Raw genomic sequence first — 25976 nt, forward strand, 5'->3', positions numbered from 1 at the left:
TGATATCCGGTATCCAAAAGCACCGGTCGAGGAGCGATCAGACTTCAATACGCCGTGAAGTCGCGCATTTCTGCCATTTCGCGCTCAATTGTCCGGCGATGAGGATCACCGTCTGCGGCATTCATTACGGTGACACACTGAATCGATAGGGTCAGGCTAAGGCCGAATCCGCCCAAACCCGCCCTGGGATGAAAATAAATTTAAACTTGGCTTTTATGGTCGAGACTTATGGCCGCTGGTTGTCAAAAGGGTCAGTTTGACGCGGGCCGATAACAAAGTTCCGAACGCCAACTCCATTCATCGTGGAAATCGCGCGCTTCATCGTAATGATTTCAATCGCGCAAAAACCCGCCATTTTGAAGAAAATGACGGGCTGATGGCTTTCAAATGAGATTCTACCCGAATCAGCGCAGCTTTCCCTTGTCCTGCTGCGGAACCGACGCCGCGATATGACGGATCATCCGTGGCCTGGGATGGGTGCCCGTCCGTGGCGAGTTCACGCCGTCATTCGCATTCGGCGCAAAGACCTCGGTTCCGGCGGGGGCGACGGTCCGGCTTCCCGCATAGTGAAGCCTGCAAGTCCACGCACCCGGTTGGCCCGATATCGCCACGACCGTCGCGATATCGGCCGTCGCGCCGGACGTCCATTGCAGCGTATCGCCGATCTCCGGCGCGTCGACGAGCGTGATCATGTCGTACGTGGCCGTTCCGTCCGTCCCCGCCTGTTGCGCCAGCTGTGTCACGAAGAACGGCTCGGGCCACCTGCCCTGGGTGTCGGATAGCCCGGCGGGACGCACGACCTCGATATAGGCGGCAACGGTGCCGTCCATGCCTGCCGCCTTGTCCGCCTCCAACTGGTAACGGAGCCCGTTCGGCCATTCCCCGCCCAGCTGATAGCCCTGCCCCGCAAGTGTCCGGAAGCCGTCGGTCGAGTTGGGATGGATGACCTGCCCGACCGCGATGATGGGCGTGCCCGGATGGCGCACGAGGATACGATCGTTCAGCGCCTTCCAGTTCGCGCGCATCACCGCATAGCCGCCGCTGTCATAGTCGTTGCGTCCCATCTGGTTCAGGATGCAGGTGAAAGGCCGCCGCCCGCCGTTCATCGCAACGATCTGGTCGATGATATCCCAGCGTCGCGACGCATTGGCCGCGATCAATTCCCGCTTCGATGCCGCGCCGGGCAGGCCGATGACCGCATGGGGAGTCCGACCGAGCGGTCCGGCACGGTCCAGCCAGCGCCGCAGCCAGCCCATGTTGCGCCGGGCATCGGCCACCAGCGGGCTATCCGCCTGACGCTCGCCGATGGAGTCGCAGACGATCAGCGGCACCGGGCGACCGTCCCAGCCCTTCGCGACCATGAAGTCCGGCCCATAATATGCCGGAAAGCTCATGCTATCGAGCGAGGCGGTGCTGGCCGTGTCGCTCCCGATCAGAGCCATCAGCGCGGCGGCATTGTCCGCCCCCCAGACCCGCTCTCCCCGCCGCGAGGTGATCTGATAGACCGGGATCTGCCGCTCCCCCGCCGCCGTGGAATATAGAGTGTAGACGGTCACGAGCGATTCCGGCGGGACGGCCAGCGACAGGTCGTCGCTCCAGGCGCCCGTCGAACCGCTCGCGACCGACAGGTCCGCCGCCCCCGCAAAGCGACAGGCCGTCGCCGGACCGCCATTCACCGAAACCCAGACGCCGTGCACCGTCATCGCGTTGCCCGGCAGGACCGTCTCCTGCGGACTGTTGCTGCCCTCGGTACAGGCGAAGCCCGAATAATGAAGCCGCAGATGGTCGATCGCATATTGCGGCGATCCGAAGATCAGCTTGGTCATGACGAAGCGCGTATCCGCCTGCGCCGTCACCAGCGCGCCCGACGGCATGCGTGCGCCGGACGCCCAGAACATATAGCGGTCCGGATCGCCCGACATGCGCGGATTGCCGAAGGCGGGGCGATTGCCCGCATAATCCTGCGCCATGGCTTAGGCCTCCCCGATCAGATCGGCCGCCGTTGTGCCGGTGGCGCGCACATGGCTGGGCCGGACGTTCAGATAGACCCCGCTCGCCACGTTGCGATAGGTGACGTCCCCCGCGCCATCGACCCCGCGCAAGGTGACATGCCCGCCCGTACCCACGAAAATCCGCTTCGGCACGGTGGCCAGCGCAACCGTATCGCTCGGCACGATGCCAAAGGGCGCGCGTGCCGGTGCATTCAGGCTGTCGCTGTTGAACGGATCGGTCATTATTCTTCTCCCCCCAAGATCGCCCGGACGCTGTCGTTCGGGACGATGTTCTCTATATGTTCGGTTTTATCCTGTAGGAAAGCGCCGATTGACCCGGTAACGGCGGCCCGAAGGACGCGTGTTTGTCGGCGGCGGCCCGGTATCCGGCCGCCGCACAGCTAATGGGATCGGTATGAGTCAGGCAGCCGGGGGTGTGGGTAAGCGGATCGCCAAGGGGAGCATGTGGCTCTCCGCCGCGCGGCTGGTGGTCAACCTTTCGGGCATGGTCAGCACCGTGCTGCTGGCGCGCCTGCTCGTCCCCGCCGATTTCGGCCTCGTCGCGATCGCCGCGACCCTGATGCAGATCGTCACCTCGATCACCGAAATGTCGCTGTCCCAGGCGCTGATCCGGCTGGACGATCCGACCGACCAGGATTTTCATTCGGCCTGGACGCTGTCGATGCTGCGCGGCGTGACGATCGCGGTGGTCCTGTCCGCGTCCGCGCCGCTGGTTGCCCATATCTATGGCGATCAGCGGCTGGTGCCGATCATGATCGTGCTCGGCTGCGGCGCGGCGCTGTCGGGTCTGGCCAATCCCTGGCTGGCGGTGTTCCAGCGCAAGCTGGTCTTCTGGCAGGAATTCGTGCTGTCGACCGCCTCGAAGATGACCAATGTCATCGTCGCGGTCGCCGTCGCCTGGTATTTCCAAAGCTATTGGGCGATCGTCGCCGGGATCGTCGGCATGTATGCCGCGACCGTCATCGCCTCCTATTGCATCCTTCCCCGCCTGCCCCGCTTCTCGCTGGCGAGCTGGCGCACCCTGTTGTCCTTCTCGGTCTGGACCAGCGCGTCGCAGCTGGTGAACGCGCTCAACTGGCGCGCGGATCAGCTGCTGGTCGGCAAGATCGCGACGCCGACCGTGCTCGGCTATTATAATGTCGGCTTCAACCTGGCCAATCTGGCGACGCGTGAGACCACGCTGCCCCTGATCCAGACGCTGTTCCCCGCCTTTGCCGCGATCAAGCATGACAAGCCGCGCCTGGCCGCAGCCTATATCCGCGCCGACCGCCTGCTCGTCGCGCTGGGCGTGCCGGTCGGCGTCGGCTTCGCGCTGGTCGCCCAGCCTATGGTCCCGCTGTTCCTCAATCCCAAATGGCTTCCCGCCGTGCCGATCATCCAGGCCTTTGCGGTGATCTTCGGGCTTCAGGGCATTGCCGGGCTCGTCACTCCGCTGGGCATGGCGATGGGGCAGGTCCGCCTGTTGTTCATGCGCGACCTGCAAGTGTTGTGCATCCGCCTGCCGCTGATGATCGCGGGAGCGGTCATCTGGGGCGTGCCGGGTCTGGTCGCGGCGCGGGTCCTGACCGGGCTGTACCAGATCGCCATCGCCATGCTGCTTGCCAAGCGCCTGGCCGGGGTGAGCCTGATGCGGCAACTGCGCACCCATTTGCCTACTCTTATCAGCTGCTGCGCCATGGCGCTGGCGGTCTGGTGGGTCGCCGGAACCGGGTGGCGTCTATTCGCTGGGTACGATCTGGCGCAGGACCTCGTACTTCGCGTGATGGTCGGCGGCATCGTCTATATCGGCGCGCGCGTGATTCTGTGGATCGTCATGGGCCGTCCGGAAGGACTGGAGCGTGAGGCCGCCAATATGGTGGGCAAGCTGCGCCGCAGGCCCGCCTGACCCAGAGGCGCTTCCTCTCGCATGCAACACCGTATCAAAACGGCACATAAATAAAGCCCATCCGAACTCGCATCTTTATGGGCCTGTGGGAAGTTGCAGAAACAAAACCACGAATCCGCCTGAGCGGACGCCTGGGGGGCATCAGCCCGTTAACGAGTTGGGGCTATATCCTGACTCCATGATCGTATCGGAGTCTCCGGTGCGGCCTATAGCATGGGCGTAAGGAAGGGCCGAGTTTTGCGTACTGCCGACGGGGGACAAGACGATCTGCGGGCGGCCATGCGCCGATACCGATCCGTATTCGGGATGATCGTGGCGGTCAGCGCGATCCTGAACGTGCTGCTGCTGGCAGGCTCGATCTACATGATGCTGGTCTACGACTCGGTCCTGCCGGGGCGATCGATCCCTACGCTGGTCGGTCTGCTGGTCATGGTGACGCTGGCCTATGCCTTTCAGGGCTTTTTCGAGAATCTGCGCGCGGGCATGTTGTCGGATGTCGGCAACGGTCTGGACCGCGCCCTGTCGCGCCGTGTCCAGACCGCGATGGGCCAGATATCGCTGAACGGCGGCGTGCAGCAGGGCGACGGGCTGGGTCCGATGCGTGATCTGGACCAGATTCGGTCGTTCATCAGCGGCTCGGGCGTGGCGACGATGATCGACCTGCCCTGGATCCTGTTCTTCCTGGGCATCCTGTTCATGCTGCACGTCTGGCTGGGCGTCACCACGCTGGTCGGCGCACTGATCCTGCTCGGCCTGACGCTGATCACCAACCGCAAGATGAAGCAGCCCGCCAACGACCTGCATCAGATCTCGTCGGTCCGCAACGCGCTGGCCGAGGGCAATATCCGCCATGTCGAGCTGTTCGCCGCGCTGGGCATGCGCGACCGGATGCGCGAGCGTTGGGAACGGGTGAACGATCATTATGTCGGCCTGTCGAACCGCGTTGCGCGCCAGAGCGCCGAGCTGGGCGGCCTCAGCAAGATGCTGCGCATGCTCCTCCAATCGGTGATCCTCAGCGTCGGCGCGCTGCTGGTCATCAGCGGCAAGGCGAGCGGCGGCGTGATCTTCGCCTCGTCCATCCTGTCGGGCCGCGCGCTGGCCCCGGTGGATCAGGCGATCGCCAACTGGCGCAATCTGGTCGGCGCGCGGCAGGGCTGGGCGCGACTGAAGCAACTGTTCGCCCGCGTGCCCGCCACCGAGCCGGGCGCGATCCGCCTGCCCCCGCCCCGCCAGAGCCTGCTGGTCGAGAATCTGGTGGTCGGACCTCCGGGCACGCAGCGCACGACCCTGCACGGCGTCCAGTTCCGCCTCAATCCCGGCGACGCGCTGGGCCTGATCGGCCCCAGCGGTGCCGGGAAAACCACGCTCGGCCGCGCGCTGATCGGCCTGTGGAAGCCGCAGGCGGGCGCGGTCCGCCTGGACGGCGCGGCGCTCGACCAGTGGTGGCCCGAGGATCTGGGCCGGTCGCTCGGCTATCTTCCGCAATCGGTCGAGCTGGTCGGCGGCACCATCGCGCAGAACATCGCCCGCTTCGACCTCCAGGCCACGTCGGACGCGATCATCGCGGCGGCGCGGGCGGCGGGCGTCCATGCGCTGATCACCAGCCTGCCGGGCGGCTATGACACCCAGCTGACCGATGACGGGCGCGAACTGTCCGCCGGGCAGCGGCAGCGGATCGGCCTGGCGCGCGCGCTGTACGGCGACCCGTTCCTGGTCGTGCTGGACGAACCCAATTCCAACCTCGACGCCGAGGGCGAGGCCGCGCTGGCCGCGGCGATCGGTAGCGTGCGGGATCGCGGCGGCATCGTCGTCGTCATCGCCCATCGTCCAAGCGTACTGGGCCAAGTCAACAAGATCATGTATCTGCGCGACGGGCGGATCGAAGTATTCGGGCCGAGCGACCAGGTGATGGAACACCTGTCCCGCGCGGCAATCCCCCAGGCGGCGGCAGCGGCGCCGGAGCGTACCCTTGAGGAAAGCAAGTCATGAACGGCATCGTCACCACCGGCGGCCCCGGATCGCGCCTGGCGATCATCGAGGAACAGTCCGTCTCCTATGATCCGGTGCGCAGTGCCAGTCGGCATTTCCGCGTCGCGCTGATCGCCATTCTGGTCCTCGTGCTGGGCTTCGGCCTGGCGAGCGCGCTGATCCCGATCGGCGGCGCGGTGATCGCGCCGGGCCAAGTCGGCGTGAAGAGCCGGATCAAGCGGATTGCCCATCCGGGCGGCGGCGTCATATCCGAAATCCTGGTCGAGAACGGCCAGCGTGTTCGCAAGGGCCAGATTCTGATGCGCTTCGACGATCAGGTGACGGGCGCCGATGCGCGCTACTCCAGCCTGAGCGTCGACCAGCTGCTGGCCCAGCGCGCACGGCTGGAGGCCGAACGACTGGGTGTGGCGAACATCGCATTCCCCGAGGAGCTTCTGAAGGGCGGCGAAGGCGCACAGCGCGCGATGGCGGACGAGCGCAAGCTGTTCAACATCCGCCGCACCGAGCAGGCGGGCCTGATCGCCCAGCTGCAATCGCGGGTCCGCCAGTATGAGCAACAGATCGGCGCCTATCGTGCGCAGATCAACGCGCTCAACAAGCAGACGGCGCTGATCGACCCCGAGCGTCAGGGCGTGAAGGACCTGTGGGACAAGGGGCTGGTCACGATCAGCCGCCGCAACCAGCTGGAACGCACCGCCGCCGATCTTCAGGGCAATGTCGGCGCGCTCCAGGCCAATATCGCCTCGACCGAGGCGCGGATCACCGAGGCGCGCGAACAGATCATCCAGCTGGGCGAAACCCGCCGTTCGGAAGCGGGCACCCGCCTGGCCGAGCTCAACAACACGCTGAACCAGCAACAGGTGCGCAGCGTCTCGGCCGTCGATGCCCAGAACCGCAGCGTCCTGCGCGCCCCCTATGACGGGGTGGTCGACAAGCTTCAGTTCAGCACGATCGGCGGCGTCGTCCGCCCGGCCGAGGTGATCATGGAGATCGTCCCCGACAGCGACGAACTGATGGTCGAGGCAGGCGTCTCGCCGACCGACATCGATCAGGTCCATGTCGGGCAGCAGGCGCGCATCCGCTTCAGCGGGTTCAACTCGACCGCGACGCCCGAAATCCATGGCAAGGTCGTGACCGTGGCCGCCGACCGCTCGACCGATGCGGAGGGCAAGCAGGCCTTCTACCCGGTCCGCGTCGCCATCGACGATGCCGAAATGCGCCGTTATCCCGAGATGCGGCTGCGTCCCGGCGTTCCGGCCGAAGTGTTCATCGAGACGGGCAACCGCACGATGATCTCTTACATCACCAAGCCCCTGCGCGACCAGTTCGAGCGGGCTTTCCGAGACAATTGATATAATGCGCGACGGAGTGGGGGAATGACCGTGTTCAGGGGGACGGCGCTGAATCTGGGCGCAGGATTGACGATGCTGGCCCTTCTGGGGTCCGCATCGGGCGTGGCGATGGCACAGGTTCCGACGGCGGCGGGCATGCCGCAGCCGTTGGAGCCGCAACTGCCGCGCGAAACGCCCGAAGGGACGATCGCGGCCAATGCGACGCCGACATTGACCACGCTGCAGGATGCGATCGCCCGCGCCTATTGGAGCAATCCGACGCTGGTGGCGGAGCGCTCGACGCTGAAGTCGGTCGACACGCTCTACCCGCTCGCGCGCTCCAATTACGGGCCGCAGGTGACGTTGCAGGGTTCGCACCAGTTCACCCGAACCCGCGCGGAAATTTTCCCCGGCCTGTACAACCGGCCTGAGGGATTCTCGAGCACCGCGCAGATCATCTTCTCGCAGCCGGTGACGAGCTTCGGGCGTCGCGCCTCCGCTGAGCAGAACGCGCTGGCGCAGGTCGCATTGGAGCGCGAACAGCTGCGTCTCGTCGAAGCCTCGACGATGTTCGGCGTCATCTCGGCCTATGTGTCGGTCATCCGCGACCGCAACATCGTCGAGCTGGCCCGCCAGAACCTCTCGCTGCTGGAACGCCAATTCTCGGACGGGCAGAAGCGCTTTGCGGTGCGCGACATCACGTCGAGCGATCTGCAACAGGTGCAGACCCGCGTCGAGTTCGGCCGTGCCCAGCTGCTGAACGCGCAAGGCCAGCTGGGGTCGAGCCAGTCGCTGTTCCTTCAAGCGACCGGCGGCCTGCCCGGCGCACTGACCACCCCGCCCGAGCTGGCGCTGGGTGTCCCGTCGCTCGACGCCGCCTATGCCATGGCCGAGAATGGCAGCCCGATCATCCGCGGCGCCCAGTCGCGCGAAAAGGTTTCGCGCGCCCAGATCGCGCAGGCCCAGGCCGAGCGCAATCCGAACATCTCGCTGGAAAGCAGCGGCACCTACGGCCCGACCAACATCTATCAGAACCAGCTGCGCACCACCGATCTGCGCTCCTCGGTCGTCGTCACCATGCCGCTGATCGACTCCGGCACGCGCCGCCTGTCGATCGAGCGCGCGCGGCAGCAGAACGACGCCGACTGGCGCCTGGTCGACGCGGCGTTGCGCGAGACGCGGCAGTCGGTGGCCGAGGCCTGGGACGCACATCGCGCCGCCCTCGCTTCGCTGATCCATCTGCGCGACGCATCGGCGGCGGCGCAGGCCGCCTATGACGGCGCGGTCATCCAGGAACGCGCGGGCGACCGCACGACCCTGGACGTGCTCGACCTGGCGCGCGACCTGCTGAACATCCGCACCAGCTATGCCACGGCGGAGGCCAGCGAATATATCGCACGGGCACGGCTGTTGTCCGCGATGGGCAATCTGGAGGCTCCGAAGCTGATCTCCGGCCTGCCCGCCTATGACGTGAACGCCAATTTCGACCGCGTGAAGCGCAAGGGCGACATCCCGCTGCTGACGCCGATCCTGTCGGGGCTCGACGGATTGACCACGGGCAATGTGATCGGTCGCGAACGCCCGGTCCGCGATCCGTCAGGGGCGTTCCGCGTCGAAAGTGCCGTCACGCCGCTCGAGGTGCCGCCCGCTCCGCCGGTACAGGTCCCGAGCACGCCGACCGCCCCGGCCAAGCCGCCCAGACGCTAAGCCCCATCAGACCGACAGGAGCACCCCATGGCACGGACCCCTATCCATGTCGTCAGCCTGACGACCGCGACCGAACGGCGGGAGAATTTCGCCCGCAATGCGGAGAAGTCCGGGCTGGACTGGTCCTTCTTCGACGCGCACCGCGAGCCGCAGGGCCTGCGGTATGACGAAGCCGCCGCGATCCGCGAACATGGGCGCCCGCTCCAGCCCGGCGAACTGGGATGCTATTCCAGCCACGCCGCACTGTGGCGGCAACTGGTCGCGGATAAAGACGCCGACCAGTATCTGGTGCTGGAGGATGACGTCATTGCCGACTGGGCGGCGATCAAGCTGCTGTGCGATGTCGACTATGCGGCCGAGGGCGTTGATTATCTGCGCCTTTTCTATAAAAAGCCCTCGCCGCACCTGCCGTGGCGGCGCAACTGGCCCGCGCAGGACCTGTATGTCGTGCGGCTCTATGGCAAGCCCTATGGCACCCAGGGCTATTTCATCACCCGCAAGGGCGCGCAGCGTTTCCTGGATCTCTACACCGATGCGGTGCGGCCGGTGGACGATCAAATGGACCGTTTCTGGGAAAGCGGCATCCCCAATCTCTGCCTCTTCCCCTTCCCCATCATGGAGGAATATCGCGGCTCGACGATCGGCGGCGCGCGCTTCGCCGGAAAGCCGACGCGCGGCGCCAAGATGCGGATGACCGCCGACCGGATGCGGCGCAAGATCGCCTTTATCAAGGATCGGACGTTCGGTCGCTGAGACGACCGGTATCGGGGTGGCTACGGTGCGGGCCGCCCCGATACATAAAGTTCGGCACGGATCGCGCGGTGATCCGATCCGGTATAGGGCAACACATCGACCCGCCCGAACCGGATGCCGCGACCGATAAAAATCTGGTCGATCGGCAATAGCGGAACTGGCCAGTCTCGCCCCGCCAGTCGCGCGGGAAAGCTGAACAATGCCCGCGTGATCCGCCGCATCGACGACAGGCCGTGATCGAGCTCGGCCATGCCATGGCCCCAGGGTGTCAGGTTGAAATCACCGCTCAGGACCATACGATCGCTGTCGGTTTCGCGGATTCCATCGATCAGGCTGCGGCGGAACCGTGTCTGGGGCTGCGGCGGATAGGGCCATGGCGCATGAACCGTCGCGACCGTGACGACAGCGCCGCCGGGCAAGGTGACATCGCCGCGAACCAGCGCCGGTCCGGCGATCTGGCCCACCTGGTTCGTCAGCCGCCAGTGCACCCGCCCCATTGGCCGCCGCGACAAGATGGCCAATTCGCAGCCCTGGCAGTGGCTGCGATAGGGAAAATTCGTCGCCAGCCGCGCCAGCAATGGCCCGGCCTGCCGCGCTTCCTGAAGCAAGAGGACATCCGCGCCGCTATCGCGCAGGACCGCGGCCGCCCGATCGGGCGTGGTGACGCCGCCATGGAGGTTGTGGGTAACGACGACCAGCCGCTCCGCCCCTGCTGGCGGCTCGATCGCGGACGGCCTTGCGCCGATTTCGTGCAGGATCGGCCAGCCGACCAGTCCCAGCGCCGCAATATTAAGCCCGATAAAGCTCCATCGCGCGCGGCGCGGCGCCATCGGCAATGCGAAGAGGGCGAGCACCCCGGCAAGGGGAAGAAACGAAGCGAAGGCATCCGCAACCGGCCAATACCGCCCCAGCAGCGCACACAGGATCAATGCCCAGGCCATGCCGAGCAACGTCCAGCCGATCCATGACCAACGCCGCATCGCACCCATGCCCCTTGCCCAGAGCCATCGCCGCTAGAGGAAGGCGGCGGATCGTGTCAAACCGATCCGGATATCCCGTCGCAACCGCTGTCGGAGACGGCAGGGCCATGGTACAGCCCCGCCGTAAAGAGGAATGAACCGCATATGGCACGCGTAATCTGGGGTGAGAGTACATCGACCTTGTCGGCGGTGCAGGACGACGGCACGATGATCTCGTCCACGCTGCGTCGCGGGGTGATGGGCGCCCTGGGCATCGGCGTGACGCTTCAGATCATTCTGATGCTCGGCGTCCTGCTGGTCGGCGTGCTGGCGGATACCGCGATACCCGGTCGCAACACCGCGACCCTGTGGGGGCTGCTGTTCCTCGGCCTCGTCCTTTACGGGGTCTTCGGCCTGCTCGACAGCCTGCGGTCGCGCCTGTTCTTCGATGTGGCGGGTGCGATCGACCAGCGTCTGGCGCCGCGCGTCCATGACGGCGTGTCGCATGTCGCGCGCGTCGGGGCGCCGGATGGCGACGGACTGGGACCGCTGCACGACGCCAATCGCCTGCGCGCCTTCCTGATGGGCCCGATCCCGTCCGCGCTGATCGACCTCTGCGTCGCGCCATTCTCCCTTCTGATGCTGTTCGCCCTGCACGCCTGGGTGGGCCTGGTCGGGCTGGCCGCCATGGTCGTGCTCGGGCTGATGGCCTGGCTCCTTGGCCGGTCGGCAGGGCAGAAGGCCGAGACGCTGGACGAACTACGGCCCCTACGCTGGATGGTGGCGGAGGAAAGCCGCCGCAATGCCGTGGCCGCCCGCGCCATGGGCATGGAGGGTCGCCTGCGCCAGCGCTGGATCGGCGCGTCGCAGGAGGATCTGCTGGCCGAGCGTGCGCTGCATGGCCGCTCGGTCGGGCTGGTCGGCGCGGTGCGCGGCTTCCGGCTCGTTCTGTTCATCCTGTTGCTGACGATCGGGGCGGCGCTGGCCTTCACCGACCGCGCCGCCTGGAGCACCGCGCTGATCGCCGCGCTGCTGCTCTATCAGGTCCTGGCGCCGGTCGAACTGGCCGTGACCGGCTGGGGCGACTATACCGGCGCGCGCTCGGCCTGGGAGCGGTTGAACCTGCTGCTCCGCCAGATGCCGCTGCGCGATATCACCACCCTGCTGCCGCGCCCGGAGACCGAGCTGACCACCGAGCAGGTCTATGTCTTCGCGCCCGGCACCCAGCGCCCCGTCGTCAACAATGTCGGCATCCGGCTGGCGGCGGGCGACTCGCTGGGGATCATGGGGCAGACCGGTGCGGGCAAGACCGCGCTGCTCAACGCGATCGCCGGTATCTGGCCGCTGGCGCGCGGCGTCATCCGCATGGACGGCGCCGCGCTCGACCAGTGGGACGAAGAGGAACTGGGCAAGTTTGTCGGTTATGTCCCCCAGCAGGTCGAACTGATCGAGGGCACCGTCGCGCAGAATATCGCCCGCTTCGACGCCGACGCCCCGACTGAGGCCGTGCTGGCCGCCGCCCGGCGCGCACATGTCCACGACCTGATCCTGCGTCTGCCCGACGGGTACGAAACCCAGGTCGGGCGTGGCGGCCAGCTGCTTCCCGCCGGTCTGCGTCAGCGCATTGCCGTGGCGCGGGCGTTGTTCGGCAAGCCCTTCATCCTGTTGCTCGACGACCCCACGTCGAACATGGACGGCGATGGCGAGAAGATGCTGGCCCAGGTCATGGAGGATGTCTGCGATGAAGGCGGCATCGTGATCGTCGTCACCCATCGCCCCGCCCTGATGCACCGTGTCGACTATATCATGCAGCTGCAGGCGGGTTCGATGGCCGCCTTCGGCCCGGCGGGGCAGATCCTGCAACGTGCCGAGGAACAGCGGGTCCAGGCCCTGGGTCAGGCGTAACGCCGGGGGCGTACGGACGCTCCTCTCCCAGCGGAGTCACTGGAGATCACGCTATCGTGGTGAAGAGCGGCGGCGGTGAGTCGCAAACTCGTCGCCCCGCCGCTCCATGCTTCGGTCATGTCATCGCCTTTGGCGACGACTACCGGCTTGTCATCCGCCCGCACCTATCGCGCGTGACGGTCGTGCGCGTGCGGTTGCCGCACCGTCAGGCCCGCGGACGGTACAACGTATTAGACTCCAAAGACCTGAATAGGCCCATCCCTCCCCTTTGGGGGAAGGGCCGGGGGTGGGGCGCTTCCGCAAGCGCGGCATTCGTTGAAAGGCCCCACCCCAACCCCTTCCCTGAAGGGGAGGGGCTCATGTTGACCAATATAATGTTATCTTGCCCTCGACCGTCCCACGCGCGTTGCGTGGGAACATGCCGCCGCCATCGTGGACCTAGGCAGGCTCACCCTGCCGCCATTTTGGGCCCATCTTTGGGTCTACGGCCAAGCGCCGATCTCGCTGGCTCGGAGTTTCAGGGTGCGGTCAGCCGTCGCGTTCGCAACAACGGTCCCGGCCAAAATGCCCGGGGCTGGAACAGGCTGAGTGCGATGTCGGGAAACTGGCAGAGGCGGAAACCTCCGGGCCTCGTGTGCGCCAACTGATCTGTGGAGGAGGCCGATTGCGGCCATTCCGCTCCTGTAAGGACCATCGCATCCCGCGCAGGCCCTGCCGGAAGCCGGGTCCTCCGACCCGGCTTCCGGTGCTCGTCATCAGCTATAGTAGCTGGAATATTTCTTGTAATAACGCAGTTCGTCGCCCGCCCCTGCGCGGCTCTGAGCCTTCAGGTCGACCATCGTCATGATGATGCCACCGATCCGCGCTTCGGCCATGGCGAGGTGGTCCAGTGCCAGCCGGACGGCCGGGGCCGGGGTCTTGCGCCAGCGCACCGCCACCAGCGCGACATCGGCCATTGACGCGATCGCCCGCGAGTCCGCGATCGCCAGCAGCGGCGCGGTGTCGAGGATCACCAGGTCGAACCGCTCACGCAGCTGATCGACCAGCTGCTGCATCGCGCTGGAGGCGATCAGGTCATAGTCGTTCTCGGCCGTCGACGAACGCTGCGGCAGAAGGAAGGCGCCGCTGGCGCTGTCGCGCACCAACACCTGGTCCAGCGTCGCTTCGCCGCGCAGCAGGTCGGCAAGGCCATATTGGATCGCGCCTTCCATCTGGCGGCTGGTCGCCTGGCGACGCAGGTCGCAATCGACCAGCACGGTCGACAGACCCGCCAGCGCCGACGAGCGGGCCAGCGAGAAAGAGGTCGAGGTCTTGCCCTCGGCGGGCAGGGCCGAGGAGATGGCGACGACGCGCGCCGCCTGCTCTTCGCGTCCGACCTTCAGGGCGGTGCGGATCGAGCGATAGGATTCGCTGTACACGCTGCCCGGATGGTCGATCAGATGCTGGCTGATCGTGGCGGGCGTCGGCGACTTGATCCGGTCGCGCTTCAACGTGCGCAGGTCCGGCACCGAGGCCAGCACCGGCAGGCCCAGCGCCCGCTCGACCTGACGCCGCGTGCTGAAGCCGTTCTCGGCCAGTTCCAGACCGGCCGCGACCATCGCCGCCGCCAGCAGGGCCGCCAGCAGCCCCCCGCCCGCGAAGACGACCTTCTTGGGGCTGACAGGTGCGGTCGGCGCCACGGCGCGGGCGATCACGTAACCGGCACTGCGCTCGGTGCCCTGACGCGCGATCGCCTGCTGATACCGCTCCAGCAATGCCTCATAGAGGCTCTTAAGCGTCGTCGCCTTGCGCTCGAGTTCGGCGAGACGAACCGAGGCGGCGTTGCCCTGGAGCAGCTGCCCCTTCTGCGCGCCCAGCGACGAGACGATCGACGACGTGCGCCGACGGGCGACATCCGCCTCGGCCGAGAGGCTCTGGCGGACGCGCGCGGTTTCCGCCGCGATCTGGCGACGGGTTTCCTGAAGCCGCTGGTTGGTTTCGAGGACCTGTGGATGACGGTCGCCATAACGCTCCGACAGCGACGCCTGCTGTGCGCTGAGCGTCGCTTCCTCGGTCCGCAGCTGCTGGAGCACCGGCGAAACGACCGCAGAACCGGCACCGGCACTGCTGGCGCTGCGCGCGGTGTTGCGCGCCTCGGCCACCGCCTGCTGCGCCTGCGCATCGGCGAGCTGCTGGTTCAGTACCGCGATCGACTGCTGGGCGTTGGTGCTCTGGTTCTGGATGTCGACCAGGTTGGTCGCGGCACGGAAGCGGGCGACCTCCGTCTCGGCCACCTGCAACTGGCCGCGCGCCTCGTTGATGCGCGAGGCGAGCAGCGCGATTTCCTTGTTGCGCTCGTCGCGCTTCTCGACCTGCTGGCGGGTCAGATATTCGTCGATCGTCGTGTTGACGATCTTCGCCGCCATCACCGGGTCGGTCGAGAGGTAGTTGACGTTGATCGCATAGGAGGTGCCGTCACGCGTCGCGGTCAGCCCCCCGGCAATCGCGCGGATCGCGGCATTGCGGGCATCCGCCGGGCTCAGCGGATCGGTGCCCACGAAATTCGGGTTCTTCGCCAGGCCCAGCCGATCGACGACGCGGCCCAGCGTCTCGGGCGACAGGATCTGCGCGACTTCGGTGTCGACCGACGAGGAGTCGGTCGTCAACGGCTGTACCCGCTGATCCTCCTGCGCGTTGACGATCTCTTCGTTCGTGCGCTGGATACCGACCTGACCCTCGGCGCTGTAGCGCGGCGTGACCATCTTGTAGCTCAGCCCGGTCAGGCCGAGCACGATGATCATGGTGATCAGGATGGGGACCAGACGCCGACGGACCGCGTTCAGCACCGCGCCGAAGTCGATGATCTTGGCGGAGTCCTGATCGACAGGCACCAGCGGGTTCATAATCGTGTCTCCGTCCCGCTTGCCGGGATGTCGCGATGAATATCCGGGGCTGTGTACCGGCCAATCGCCACCCGGCGCAAGCAGATGCGTAACGATCCGCAGCGACCGGCCGAACCATCATAGGACAACCTTTCCGCATCGAAGGATGCCATGGCGGTCGCTTTTTTGCTGCACCGCAACTGTCCCAGGACGGTGTCATTTTTGCAGGTGGCACCGTTCATGATATAGGCTACCGCCCGATGGAGCCTGCACGTTGCGGGCGGCCGGGCGGACGTTTTCCCGCCTGCACGAGGGAGATAGCGTGATGGCATCGGGAGCTGCACAGGACGCTGGACGCACGGCGATACGCGTGCTCGCGGTGGCGTCGCAAGGCGGCCATTGGGAGCAGATGATGCTGCTGCGCAGCATGCTGGAAACCCACGCCACCCGCTTCGCCACGACCGAGGCCGACCTGCTGGCCAAGGCCGGGATCACCGACGGCATCATTCTGCCCGACTGCAATCTCGACGCCCCCTGGCCGAGCCTCAAATGCCTGATCCGGTCCTTCGTGACCGTGTTCCGCCTGCGGCCCAAGGTCATCATCTCGACCGGCGCGGCACCGGGCTTCTTCTGCCTGCTCGCCGGACGGCTGATCGGAGCCCGGACGGTGTGGATCGACAGCGTCGCCAATGTCGAGAAACTGTCCAAAAGTGGGACATTGGCGAAATGGGTCGCCAGCGAATGGCTGACCCAATGGTCGCATGTCGCCAAGCCGGACGGCCCCCATCATGTCGGAGGCGTGCTGTGATCTTCGTCACCGTCGGAACCCAGCTGCCCTTCGACCGGCTGATCGAGGCGATCGACACTATCGCGCCCTCGCTCGGCGAGCCGGTCTTCGCCCAGACCGGCGCCTCGACCTACACGCCGCGCAACATCGAATGGAGCGCGCGCATCCGCCCGATCGAGGTCGATGCCTATTTCGCCAAGGCGCGCGTCGTCGTCGCCCATGCCGGGATCGGCACCATCCTGACCTGCCAGCGTGTCGGTCGCCCGGTGATCCTGTTCCCGCGCCTTGTGGCGCATGGCGAACATCGCAACGACCACCAGATGGCGACGGTCGGCCAGCTCGAAGGGCGGCCCGGCCTCTATGTCGCGCGCACCGGCGAGGAACTGCACGCGCTGCTCGCGCAGGATCTCGCCCCACCGCCCGGAACCGATGTGGTGCCGGAGGGGCGTCAGCGGCTGATGCAGCATCTCGATTCCGTCATCCGCAGCGCGGGCGCGCGGTGATGGCGGGCTGGACGCGCCGGGGCATATTGGCAGGGGGCGGTGCCGCCGCCATGACATTCGGCCTGCGGGCATCGGCGGCCGATGACGTAGCCTTGCGCTCGCTTGGGCGGGGCATCCGCTTCGGCGCCGCGATCGATCCAGAGGATCTGAAGGATCCGGCCATGCGCCGCCTGTTCCAGCGTCATTGCTCGTCGCTGACACCACGCAATGCGCTGAAATGGACGGGCACCGAGAAACAGCCCGGCGTGATCCAGTTCGACGATGCAGACAAGATCGCCGACTTCGCGCGCGAGATCGGTGCGGGCCTCTATGGCCATACGCTGGTCTGGTATCGCGTCCCCGCCTGGGTCGATGCGATCACCAGCGCGGACGAGCTGCGGGCGGCGATGAACCGGCATATCGATGCGACCGTCGGCCATTTCGCCGGGCGCGCCTATGCCTGGGATGTGGTCAACGAGGTGATGGACTATGACGCGGCGCAGTGGCGTCCGTCGGCCTTCTATCGCCTGCTCGGCAAGGATCATGTGCGCGAGGCCTTCGAGCGCGCGCATCGCGCCGATCCCAAGGCGATTCTGGTCATCAACGAAACGCATCTGGAAAAGGCGGGCGCCAATTACGACGCCCGTCGCGCCATGATGCTCGACCTGCTGCGCGAACTGCGCGGGGCGGGGGTTCCGGTTCATGCGATCGGTCTGCAGGCGCATTTCCGTCCCGGCTTCGACCAGCTCGACGCCCCCGCCCTGACCGCGTTCCTGCGCGAAGTCGGCAAGCTGGGCATGGGCGCCTATATCACCGAGATGGACGGATCGTGCCGCTTTGCGCATCGGCTGCCTCCAACGGCGACGCAGGGCGATATCTATGGCCAGGTCTTTGCCGACATGGTGCGCACCGTCGCCGCGACGGGCACGCTGCGCGGGGTCACGACCTGGGGCCTGCGCGAGAAATTCTCGAAGGCGGAAGCGCGCCAAGGTCATGGCTGCCGTGCGCGCGCTTTGTTGTATGACGAAGACCTGACCCCCCTGCCCGCGCTCGACGCGCTGGCGGGCGCACTGCGGGAAACGGGTTCGTCACGGAGCAAGCGATGAACGACATGACCCAGGCGACCAGCGACCGCCGGAAGGTCGCGATCTTCGTCGAGCGTTTCCTGCCGCCCAGCCAGGCTTTTGTCCTGGCACAGGCGCGCGGTTACGAACGCTATGCGCCGCGCTTCCTGGTCGGCAAGCGGATCGATCAGGGCCATGGCGGTCAGACCGACCTGCCGGTCCATGCCATCGACGCCTCGCCCGCGATGAAGGCGGGGTCGCTGCTGCTCAAGATCCCGCGCGTCGCGGCCCCCGCCCTGTTCCCGCCGCTGGCCGGGGCCGACCTGATCCATGCCCATTTCGGCAAGAATGGTTATGTGTTGGGTCCGCTCGCCAAGGCGCTGGGCCGTCCACTGGTCACGACCTTCCACGGTTTCGACGCCACCTATCGCGGCGATCCCAAAAAGCCCGGCGGGTTCAATCAGGTCCGTTTCTTCGCCAAGGGTCGCGCCCGGATGGCGCAGGCGGGCGGCTATAATATCGCGGTATCCGACTTCATCCGCGACCGGCTGCTCAGCCTCGGCTTCTCGCCGGAATCGATCTTCCGCCACTATATCGGCGTCGATACGCGCATATTCCGTCCCGATCCCAGCCCGCGCGTGCCGGGCCGGGTCGTGTCGATCGCGCGGTTCGTCGAATATAAGGGCTATCGCTACATGATCGACGCGCTGGCGCAGGTCGCGGCCCAGGGCATCCCGGTCGATTATGTGATGATCGGCGACGGTCCGCAGGCGGACGAAACGCTGCGCTATGCCCGCTCGAAGCTGCCGAAGGTCACGCACCATGCGCGATTGAGCCAGGAGGCGATCCGCGCCGAGCTGGGTCAGGCGCAAATCTATCTGCATGGCAGCGTCACGCTCGACAATGGCCATGCCGAGGCGTTCGGCATCGCCAATCTGGAGGCGCAGGCCGTCGGCACGCCGGTGATCGCCTTCCGCTCGGGCGGGGTCGGCGAGGCGGTGGAGGAAGGCCGGACCGGCCTGCTCGCCGATGAGCGAGACGTCGACACCATGGCGGCGGCGTTGGCGAGCCTGTTGTCCGACCGTGACCGTTGGCGCGCCTTTCACGAGCGGGCCCCGGCCTGGGTGGCGGAGCGGTTCGACCTTGTCGCGCAAACCCGCCTGCTCGAAGACTATTATGACCGCGTCCTCGCGGACCATCGGGGGAAATAACCGTGGCGCGTACCACCGGAGCCAAACCCAAATGGGGGCTCAATCGACTGAAGAAGCTGCGCAACGTTTTCGTCGAGGCGAAGCGTTTCTGGTATGTCCGCTTCTGGGGCATGGACATTCACCCGACCGCGCAATTCTCGCTGTCGGCCAAGTTCGACCGGACGAACCCCAAGGGTCTGCATATCGGCGAGGAAAGCTATGTCGCCTTCGACGCCGCGATCCTGACCCACGACCTGACGCGCGGCCTGTATCTGGATACCTGGATCGGGCGTCGCTGCTTCATCGGGGCGCGCAGCATCATCCTGCCGGGCATCCGGATCGGTGACGAATGCGTCATCGGGTCGGGCTCGGTGGTGACCAAGGATGTGCCGCCGAATTCGCTGGTCGCGGGCAATCCGGCGCGCGTCATCCGCAGCAACCTGCGGATCATCTCGCGATATGGCCGGATCGGCGCGGATGAAGAGATTGATCCGGTCGACCCGGTCGCGTGACAATTTGTAAATCGGCACGGGTTCGTCATCGCGGCGTCGCATATTTCCATGCTAATGCGATCAGGCGACAGATTATGGGGACGTGCGAGGAGATATGATGAAGCTGTCGGTCCTCATCAACAACTATAACTACGCCCAGTATCTGCGGGCCTGTATCGACAGCGTGCTGTCGCAGGACCATGCGGCGTATGAGATCATTGTCGTCGACGATGGGTCGACCGATGACTCGCGATCGGTGATTGCCAGCTATGGCGATGCGATCACGCCGGTGCTGAAGGCCAATGGCGGTCAGGCGTCCAGCTTCAACGCCGGCTTTGCCGCATCGAGTGGCGACATCCTCATGATGCTGGATGCGGACGATTATTTCCTGCCGGGCAAGCTTGCGCAGGTCGCCGCCATCTATTCGAGCCACAAGGTCGGCTGGTGCTTCGACCGCGTGACCAACGAGGAGGATGCGGGCATCGCCGATCCGGTCGTGTTGACCCCGATCGACAAGCGCGAGACGATGCGCGCCGGGGGCTTCCCCACCCTGCCCGTGCCGACCTCCGGCCTGACCTTCCACCGCTCGATCCTGTCGCAGATCCTGCCGATGCCGCTCGCCGACGACGTGGTGTTGAGCGACAATTACCTGAAGTTCGCGGCGGCCTATCTGGCGCCGGGCATGCTCGTCGAGACGCCGCTGACCTTCCAGCGGCTGCACGCCACCAACCGCTACACCAATACCGACCGCGCCAAGTCGCTGAAGCCGCAGATCATGATGGCGACCGGCCTGCACCTCGCCCGGCGTTTCGACGGGCTGGGCCGCATGGGCAAGAGCCTGGTGACGGGCGGCATCGCCGATGCGCATCTGGGGCTGACCGACACGCTGGCCGAAATCGACCGGGTGGCGCGCGAGGCACGCGGCATGGGCTGGACGCGGCAGAACCTGACGACGCAGGTGGTACGCAAGCGGCTGACCGGCGCGGCCAAATCGTTGCTGGGGCGCTGAGGGCGATGGCCGACACCGCCCCCGTCCACGTCACCCTCGGTGTTCTCACCTTCAAGCGGCCCGAGGGGATCGACAAGCTGCTGCGCGTCATGCGGAACCAGCATCGCGATCCGGCACGGCCCTGGCGGCTGAGCATCGTCGTGGTCGACAATGACGCAGGCGGCAGCAGCCGCGATGCGGTGATGGCCCATGCCGATCACCCCGAATATGACCTGCATTACGTGATCGAGCCGCAACAGGGCATTCCCATCGCGCGCAACCGGGCGATGGACAGCGCGCCTGCGACGACCGAATTGTTCTGCTTCCTCGACGATGACGAGTGGCCGGTCGATGGCTGGCTGGACTCGATGCTGCGCACGCGCGCGGCGACGGGGGCGGACTGCGTCTATGGCCCGATCGAGCCGGTGTTCGAGGGGCCGGTCGACGACTGGCTTCGTCGCAGCAAGCTCTACGACCGCAAGCGCTATCGCGAGGGCGAGAAGCTGAATTTCGCGGCGTCGAACAATGTGATGTTCGACTTGGCGCGGTTCCGCGCGCTTGACCTGCGCTTCGATGCGCGGATGCGCTTTACCGGCGGCAGCGACTATCTGTTCTTCAACCAGGCGTTTCGGCGCGGCATCCGCATCCACTGGTCGAGCGAAGCGCTGGTCTATGACATGTTCCCGGTCAACCGACTGACGATGAAGTGGCAGCGCCAGCGGCAATATCGGCTGGGCAACACCTTCGCCGTCGCGACCCGGATCGAGGGGACAAACGCCGAAAAGGCCAAGCAACTGGCGCGCGGCGTCGTCCGCATGGGACTGGGCGCCGCCATGTCGCCCGCCATGCTGGTTTCGCCCTATTGGGGCGGGCGCGCGATGGTCCATCTGCTGCGCGGGGCGGGCCTGACGATGGGCATATTGGGTCACGCCTATCAGGAATATGCCCCGTCCAAGATGAAGGGCTGAAGGCTCGGGGATCGGCTGGGTAATTGGGTCCCTATCGGGGGCCCCGCAATCCTGCCTGACCATCGCGGCGGGGGCCGCAATCCAGCCGGGAAGACGCTTCCCATTCTTCATATGGTGTCGCAACTGGGCCCCGGCCTTTGCCGGGGTGGAGGTTCAGCGGTGTCGTGGCGCTTTATCCACGGGGACGCGCCTGCGGTTCGCACGAACCGATGTCCCTCCGCGAAGTCTGACCGCCTGTCACATCATCTTGCAAGGTAGCCTCGGCCGAACGTCAGCATCGCGGGGCCCCACAAACGAAAAGGCGGCCTCGGTCATGGACCGGAGCCGCCTTTTCGTTGCGCCACCATGCCTGGGGCGTCCCGGCCGAAACCGGGGCTCGCATGACCATCAATATGCGTTGCGGTGAAGCAGGACCTGGAACGTCTGCAGCACGATGCGCAGGTCGCGCCAGATCGACCAATGCTCCAGATATTCTAGATCGGCCTGGAGCCGGTTGCGCAGATCGTCCTCGATCACCGTCGCGCCCCGGAAGCCACGCACCTGCGCCAGGCCGGTCAACCCCGGCTTGACCGAGTGGCGATGCCAGTAGCGGCCATCGACTTCCCAGAACAGCTTCTCGGCGGCGCGCGAACCCAGCGCGTGCGGGCGCGGGCCGACGATGCTCATGTCGCCCTTCAGCACGTTGATGATCTGCGGCAGCTCATCCATGCTGGTCATGCGGATGAAGCGGCCGACCTTGGTGATACGGTCGTCGTCGCGCGAGGCGGAACGGTTGCCCGCCCCGTCGCTGCCCTCGACATACATGCTGCGGAACTTCAGGATGTGGAACATCTCGTTGCCCCAGCCGATGCGAACCTGACGGAACAGGATCGGGCCCGGGCTCGTCACCTTGACCGCCACCGCGATGATGCCCAGCACCGGCGCCAGCAGGAACAGGGCCAGCCCCGAAACGGCGATGTCGAACAGCCGCTTGAGGAAGCGGTCGAACAGTCCCAGCGGCCCGACCGTCACGATCATGGTCGGCGTGTTGGCGCAGGACGAAATGCCCAGCGGCGCCAGCTTCGACAGTTCGGGCACGAAGATCTCGCTCTGCACCCCGGTACCCTTGAGCGCGCTGGCCCAGGCGATCCGACGCTCGGGCGGGCAGGCAACGACCACGCGGTCGGCGCTGGCGACGAGTCGCGCCAGACGGTCGTACATGATGGGATCGTGCAGATCGGGGTCGAAGCGGTCGCCCGTCTCCACCACCTGCGAAAAGTCGCCATCCGGCACCGGGGCCTGGCCGTCGCGCAGCAGCATTACGGTGAACGGGTTTCCGCCGATGATCGACGTCATGTTCCGGACAAAAGCATAGCGTGCACTAACGATCAGGATGGTGCCGGTCAGCGCGCCCAGCGCCATCACCGCGCGCGGGAAATCCTCGCTCGCCTGGAACACGAAGGCCAACAGGATGACGGCGCAGACAGAAAGCAGCAATGCCTTGGCGCCTTGCGATGCAGCATAGCGCGGGTTCTGGAGATTGTCCTGGTCATAGGCGCGGATCGAAAAGGACGTGATGAAGTACACGGCTACCAGCGTCGCAATCGCCACACCCCAGCGCGTATGTCCCGCCAGGGCCACTCGCAGACTAACCGCCGCAACAAAGCCGCCCAACAGGCAGGCCAAGTCTATCAAGATCAGGGCGACAAGCGCGCGAAAACGGAGAATCGATGCCGGAATATTCAAACGCTTGACCCTTTGCCGTGGCGCTTCGCCTTGGAATGTCCGCATTTCCATGACAGCCCACCTGCTCTGGTTTCTGTTGATACCGTATGAATGTAGCCGCAGCGCCTCATTCCGAATAGATATTTTGCGCTGCAACATCGTCTCACGGTGGAATGCCGATGCCAAGCCTAAAAACCTGGTAATTAACCGTCCATGACGCAAAAACAGGCCCTTATGGGTTAAAAAATGAGGCGTTTCCCGGCTTGTCAACCCTTCATCGCACTGCAGCATGGCATTTTTCCAGGGCCTGCGGGACAGGTGGACGGTGCTCTTTTCGCGACCGTCCCACCCAAGGGCAGTTTGTGGAGGTGTCGGGCGTCCATAGGGGGTTGTCCGGGGGGGCGCCGCACGGCTAGTCCCAAGCGGCAAAGGCTCTGAACGGGTCCAGCTTATGGGGTTTGACGAATGAAGATCGCTGTTTTCGGCCTCGGTTATGTCGGCATGTCCAATGCCGTATTGCTCGCCCAGCACAACGACGTCGTTGCGGTCGACATCTCGGTCGAGCGGGTGGCGATGGTCAATGACCGCAAGTCGCCGATCATCGACACCGAACTGGAAGAGTTCCTGGCCAACCGCACGCTTTCGCTGTCCGCGACCACGGACGCGGCGCAGGCGCTGGCCGGTGCGGATTTCGTGATCGTGGCGACGCCGACCAATTATGACGTCGACACCAACAAGTTCAACACCAGTTCGGTCGAGGCGGTCATCGAGCAGGCGACCATCCATGCGCCGAACGCGACCGTCGTCGTCAAGTCGACCATCCCCGTCGGCTTCGTCGACGATGTCCGCGCGCGCCTGAAGACCGAGCAGGTCATCTTCAGCCCCGAATTCCTGCGCGAAGGCCGCGCGCTGTACGACAATCTCCACCCCTCGCGCATCATCGTGGGCGAGCGGTCGGAGCGGGCGCGCACCTTCGCCAACCTGTTGCTGGAAGGTGCCGAGAAGAAGGATGCCCCCATCCTCTTCACCGACGCGCGAGAGGCCGAAGCGATCAAGCTGTTCGCCAACACCTATCTTGCGATGCGCGTCGCCTTCTTCAACGAACTGGACAGCTATGCGATCGCCGGGAACATGGACACGCGCCAGATCATCGAGGGCATCGGCCTGGATCCGCGCGTCGGCACGCATTACAACAACCCCAGCTTCGGTTATGGCGGCTACTGCCTGCCCAAGGACACCAAGCAGCTGCTGGCCAATTATTCCGAAGTCCCGCAGAACCTGATCCGCGCGATCGTCGACGCGAATCGCACGCGCAAGGATTTCCTGGCCGATCAGATCATTGCCCGCCGCCCGCGCAAGATGGGCGTCTTCCGCCTCACGATGAAGGCCGGTTCGGACAATTTCCGCCAGTCCTCGATCCAGGGCATCATGAAGCGCGTAAAGGCGAAGGGCATCGAGGTCGTCGTGTACGAACCCGCGCTGGAAGAAGACCAGTTCTTCGGCTCGCGCGTCGTGCGCGATCTGGATGCGTTCAAGGCGGAATGCGATGTCATCATCGCCAACCGCAACGCACCGGAACTGGCGGACTGCCCCGAAAAGCTGTTCACCCGCGACATCTTCGGTTCGGACTAATCGGCTTGCGGGGCCGGAGCATCCTCGCTTCGGCCCCGTCCATCCTCGGCCGGTGAAGCCGACGCCTTATGCGAAGGGCGAGCTGTACCGGCCGAGCAGGCCGACCAACTCGCTCTGCCGCCGCACCCCCGTCTTCTGAAATACCGCGCGCAGGTGCACGCGGGCGGTGCCGTAGGTCATACCCAGATGTGCCGCCGCATCCTGCAACGCGACGCCTTCCGCCAGATGACGCGCCAGCCGCGCCTCGGTCGGGGTCAGGTCGAACAATAGGCGAAGCAGATCCGCGCCCGGGATCGCCCGGTTTTCACCACCGGCGGTCAGCAGCAGCAGTCCGTCACTTTCGAACAGGTCGCGCGCGGAGCGCACCAGCGGGACGATATGCATGACCTGGATCGGTGTCCCCGCCCTGTCACGCACGACGATCGATCCAGCCTGATGGCGGAGCCGACCCGGCATCGAAAGTGCGGTCTTCAAGGCAGCATTTGCGTGCGGATCGGCGAAGCACAGTGTTGCGTGATGATCGGAGGCCAAGGACCCAAACTGGTCGCGGAACGCCTGATTGGTGGCTCGTAGCCGACCATTCGCCCCGACGATCGCCGCCGCCGACCCGATCAGCGCCAGCCCGTCGACCAGCCCCTGCGCACGGGCATTCTGGATCTGCGACGCCAAGCTCATCGCCCGGCCGATGTGCGGACGAAGCGCATCCAGATGCGGCAGAGCGGCCCTTGCGGCCTCATGGCTTTCAAACGCCTCGATCGTCATCACGAGCATGTCGTGATGCGCGCCCTGCAGCAGCGTCCCGGCCCCCGCGCAGGCGCCGCGTGGTTTGAAGAAGTCCTGGTAGACGGACATTGTTGCGATATCGTCGAGGCTGCGAACGTCCGTATCCGTCACGAATTGCGGCGAACGTTGATGGACCAGCGGCGCACCCCGCTCGTTCCTCTCCATCCATCCTTCGGCGACATAGTCCGCAAAGAGTTCGGCCACGCCCGGCGACGCCATGTGGAACCCGGTACCGTCCGTCGCCGAGAAAATGATACCCCCGCGTGCGCCCACCGACCCCGCGATGAGGTCGAGCATGTCCGGCCATTTCTCGGGCGAGCCGCCAGCTTCGTACAGGCTGGCCAACACTGTTGCATCAACCATGAACATAGATCCGGATCGGATGTATAAACCACCATTTGAGAGCCGAATTTTTGCTTATATGCAACATGGATTAATGATTTGGCCCCGGCATGGGGCTCTTACCTTGCAATAGGTGCCGCCCG

The 25976-nt window shown here is 65.6% G+C and carries 20 protein-coding genes; 14 read left to right on the forward strand and 6 right to left on the reverse strand.

The window, feature by feature from the left end; genetic code table 11:
* Positions 1–404: 404 nt before the first annotated feature.
* Together GGQ89_RS16210 and GGQ89_RS16215 are read right to left on the reverse strand one after the other, a co-directional pair.
* Positions 405–1970: a hypothetical protein gene (locus GGQ89_RS16210; protein ID WP_184106436.1), complete on the reverse strand. Its 1566-nt coding sequence runs from the start codon at positions 1968–1970 to the stop codon at positions 405–407.
* A 3-nt stretch (positions 1971–1973) separates the two neighbouring features.
* Complete coding sequence (locus tag GGQ89_RS16215) at positions 1974–2234, reverse strand: spike base protein, RCAP_Rcc01079 family (RefSeq protein ID WP_184106437.1); 261 nt, start codon at positions 2232–2234, stop codon at positions 1974–1976.
* Positions 2235–2406: 172 nt separating this feature from the next.
* Here GGQ89_RS16215 and GGQ89_RS16220 point away from each other — a divergent pair, with 172 nt between their 5' ends.
* The 5 genes from GGQ89_RS16220 to GGQ89_RS16240 all read left to right on the forward strand — a co-directional run bounded on the left by GGQ89_RS16220 (position 2407) and on the right by GGQ89_RS16240 (position 9677).
* Positions 2407–3897, forward strand: a complete 1491-nt coding sequence (locus GGQ89_RS16220; protein ID WP_184106438.1) for a lipopolysaccharide biosynthesis protein — start codon at positions 2407–2409, stop codon at positions 3895–3897.
* Positions 3898–4134: 237 nt separating this feature from the next.
* Complete coding sequence (locus tag GGQ89_RS16225) at positions 4135–5886, forward strand: type I secretion system permease/ATPase (protein WP_184106439.1); 1752 nt, start codon at positions 4135–4137, stop codon at positions 5884–5886.
* On the forward strand, positions 5883–7238 hold the full coding sequence (locus GGQ89_RS16230) for an HlyD family type I secretion periplasmic adaptor subunit (protein ID WP_056432597.1): 1356 nt from the start codon (positions 5883–5885) through the stop codon (positions 7236–7238). The genes GGQ89_RS16225 and GGQ89_RS16230 overlap by 4 nt, the downstream gene beginning before the upstream one ends.
* Before the next feature lie 24 nt (positions 7239–7262).
* Positions 7263–8924, forward strand: coding sequence for a TolC family protein (locus tag GGQ89_RS16235; protein WP_076715924.1), 1662 nt, complete (start codon positions 7263–7265; stop codon positions 8922–8924).
* Positions 8925–8951: 27 nt separating this feature from the next.
* Positions 8952–9677: a glycosyltransferase family 25 protein gene (locus tag GGQ89_RS16240; protein ID WP_184106440.1), complete on the forward strand. Its 726-nt coding sequence runs from the start codon at positions 8952–8954 to the stop codon at positions 9675–9677.
* A gap of 20 nt (positions 9678–9697) precedes the next feature.
* Here GGQ89_RS16240 and GGQ89_RS16245 read toward each other — a convergent pair whose 3' ends face one another.
* Positions 9698–10657, reverse strand: coding sequence for an endonuclease/exonuclease/phosphatase family protein (locus GGQ89_RS16245; protein ID WP_184106441.1), 960 nt, complete (start codon positions 10655–10657; stop codon positions 9698–9700).
* 144 nt (positions 10658–10801) lie between these two features.
* Here GGQ89_RS16245 and GGQ89_RS16250 point away from each other — a divergent pair, with 144 nt between their 5' ends.
* Positions 10802–12541 carry a type I secretion system permease/ATPase gene (locus GGQ89_RS16250; protein ID WP_184106442.1) on the forward strand — a complete coding sequence of 580 codons (1740 nt, stop codon included), beginning with the start codon at positions 10802–10804 and terminating at the stop codon, positions 12539–12541.
* A gap of 755 nt (positions 12542–13296) precedes the next feature.
* On the opposite strand, the gene GGQ89_RS16255 is transcribed toward GGQ89_RS16250, so the two are convergent.
* Positions 13297–15423, reverse strand: coding sequence for a GumC family protein (locus GGQ89_RS16255; protein WP_184106443.1), 2127 nt, complete (start codon positions 15421–15423; stop codon positions 13297–13299).
* A 304-nt stretch (positions 15424–15727) separates the two neighbouring features.
* Here GGQ89_RS16255 and GGQ89_RS16260 point away from each other — a divergent pair, with 304 nt between their 5' ends.
* From GGQ89_RS16260 to GGQ89_RS16290, 7 genes are all read left to right on the forward strand, one after another.
* On the forward strand, positions 15728–16210 hold the full coding sequence (locus tag GGQ89_RS16260) for a glucuronosyltransferase (protein WP_076715915.1): 483 nt from the start codon (positions 15728–15730) through the stop codon (positions 16208–16210).
* Entirely contained in the window at positions 16207–16692 is a 486-nt protein-coding gene (locus tag GGQ89_RS16265; RefSeq protein ID WP_076715914.1) for a glycosyltransferase, read from the forward strand. The genes GGQ89_RS16260 and GGQ89_RS16265 overlap by 4 nt, the downstream gene beginning before the upstream one ends.
* Complete coding sequence (locus GGQ89_RS16270) at positions 16692–17777, forward strand: endo-1,4-beta-xylanase (RefSeq protein ID WP_184106444.1); 1086 nt, start codon at positions 16692–16694, stop codon at positions 17775–17777. Before GGQ89_RS16265 ends, GGQ89_RS16270 begins: the two co-directional genes overlap by 1 nt.
* Positions 17774–18946, forward strand: a complete 1173-nt coding sequence (locus GGQ89_RS16275; protein ID WP_206362733.1) for a glycosyltransferase — start codon at positions 17774–17776, stop codon at positions 18944–18946. Before GGQ89_RS16270 ends, GGQ89_RS16275 begins: the two co-directional genes overlap by 4 nt.
* A 2-nt stretch (positions 18947–18948) precedes the next feature.
* A complete protein-coding gene (locus GGQ89_RS20300; protein WP_056432624.1) occupies positions 18949–19437 on the forward strand; it encodes an acyltransferase in 489 nt (162 codons plus the stop codon).
* A 97-nt stretch (positions 19438–19534) separates the two neighbouring features.
* A complete protein-coding gene (locus tag GGQ89_RS16285; protein WP_083706756.1) occupies positions 19535–20425 on the forward strand; it encodes a glycosyltransferase family 2 protein in 891 nt (296 codons plus the stop codon).
* 5 nt (positions 20426–20430) lie between these two features.
* Positions 20431–21372, forward strand: coding sequence for a glycosyltransferase family 2 protein (locus GGQ89_RS16290; RefSeq protein WP_184106445.1), 942 nt, complete (start codon positions 20431–20433; stop codon positions 21370–21372).
* A 387-nt stretch (positions 21373–21759) separates the two neighbouring features.
* On the opposite strand, the gene GGQ89_RS16295 is transcribed toward GGQ89_RS16290, so the two are convergent.
* Positions 21760–23367: a sugar transferase gene (locus GGQ89_RS16295; protein WP_342354527.1), complete on the reverse strand. Its 1608-nt coding sequence runs from the start codon at positions 23365–23367 to the stop codon at positions 21760–21762.
* A 174-nt stretch (positions 23368–23541) separates the two neighbouring features.
* Between GGQ89_RS16295 and GGQ89_RS16300 the strand changes: the two genes are divergently transcribed.
* Positions 23542–24708 (forward strand): nucleotide sugar dehydrogenase, encoded by a 1167-nt coding sequence (locus GGQ89_RS16300; RefSeq protein ID WP_184106447.1) that lies wholly within the window; start codon positions 23542–23544, stop codon positions 24706–24708.
* Between the two features lie 66 nt (positions 24709–24774).
* Here GGQ89_RS16300 and GGQ89_RS16305 read toward each other — a convergent pair whose 3' ends face one another.
* Positions 24775–25854, reverse strand: coding sequence for a helix-turn-helix transcriptional regulator (locus GGQ89_RS16305; protein ID WP_184106448.1), 1080 nt, complete (start codon positions 25852–25854; stop codon positions 24775–24777).
* Positions 25855–25976 lie beyond the last annotated feature (122 nt).

Source organism: Sphingomonas yabuuchiae (genome assembly GCF_014199595.1).
Lineage (GTDB): Bacteria > Pseudomonadota > Alphaproteobacteria > Sphingomonadales > Sphingomonadaceae > Sphingomonas > Sphingomonas yabuuchiae.

Excerpts from the sequence above, each read along its gene's own strand:
- GGQ89_RS16210 (WP_184106436.1), bottom strand. The coding sequence starts at position 1,970 with ATGGCGCAGGATTATGCGGGCAATCGCCCCGCCTTCGGCAATCCGCGC.
- GGQ89_RS16215 (WP_184106437.1), bottom strand. The coding sequence starts at position 2,234 with ATGACCGATCCGTTCAACAGCGACAGCCTGAATGCACCGGCACGCGCG.
- GGQ89_RS16220 (WP_184106438.1), top strand. The coding sequence starts at position 2,407 with ATGAGTCAGGCAGCCGGGGGTGTGGGTAAGCGGATCGCCAAGGGGAGC.
- GGQ89_RS16230 (WP_056432597.1), top strand. The coding sequence starts at position 5,883 with ATGAACGGCATCGTCACCACCGGCGGCCCCGGATCGCGCCTGGCGATC.
- GGQ89_RS16235 (WP_076715924.1), top strand. The coding sequence starts at position 7,263 with ATGACCGTGTTCAGGGGGACGGCGCTGAATCTGGGCGCAGGATTGACG.
- GGQ89_RS16240 (WP_184106440.1), top strand. The coding sequence starts at position 8,952 with ATGGCACGGACCCCTATCCATGTCGTCAGCCTGACGACCGCGACCGAA.
- GGQ89_RS16245 (WP_184106441.1), bottom strand. The coding sequence starts at position 10,657 with ATGCGGCGTTGGTCATGGATCGGCTGGACGTTGCTCGGCATGGCCTGG.
- GGQ89_RS16250 (WP_184106442.1), top strand. The coding sequence starts at position 10,802 with ATGGCACGCGTAATCTGGGGTGAGAGTACATCGACCTTGTCGGCGGTG.
- GGQ89_RS16255 (WP_184106443.1), bottom strand. The coding sequence starts at position 15,423 with ATGAACCCGCTGGTGCCTGTCGATCAGGACTCCGCCAAGATCATCGAC.
- GGQ89_RS16260 (WP_076715915.1), top strand. The coding sequence starts at position 15,728 with ATGGCATCGGGAGCTGCACAGGACGCTGGACGCACGGCGATACGCGTG.
- GGQ89_RS16270 (WP_184106444.1), top strand. The coding sequence starts at position 16,692 with ATGGCGGGCTGGACGCGCCGGGGCATATTGGCAGGGGGCGGTGCCGCC.
- GGQ89_RS16275 (WP_206362733.1), top strand. The coding sequence starts at position 17,774 with ATGAACGACATGACCCAGGCGACCAGCGACCGCCGGAAGGTCGCGATC.
- GGQ89_RS16285 (WP_083706756.1), top strand. The coding sequence starts at position 19,535 with ATGAAGCTGTCGGTCCTCATCAACAACTATAACTACGCCCAGTATCTG.
- GGQ89_RS16290 (WP_184106445.1), top strand. The coding sequence starts at position 20,431 with ATGGCCGACACCGCCCCCGTCCACGTCACCCTCGGTGTTCTCACCTTC.
- GGQ89_RS16295 (WP_342354527.1), bottom strand. The coding sequence starts at position 23,367 with ATGCTGCAGTGCGATGAAGGGTTGACAAGCCGGGAAACGCCTCATTTT.
- GGQ89_RS16300 (WP_184106447.1), top strand. The coding sequence starts at position 23,542 with ATGAAGATCGCTGTTTTCGGCCTCGGTTATGTCGGCATGTCCAATGCC.
- GGQ89_RS16305 (WP_184106448.1), bottom strand. The coding sequence starts at position 25,854 with ATGGTTGATGCAACAGTGTTGGCCAGCCTGTACGAAGCTGGCGGCTCG.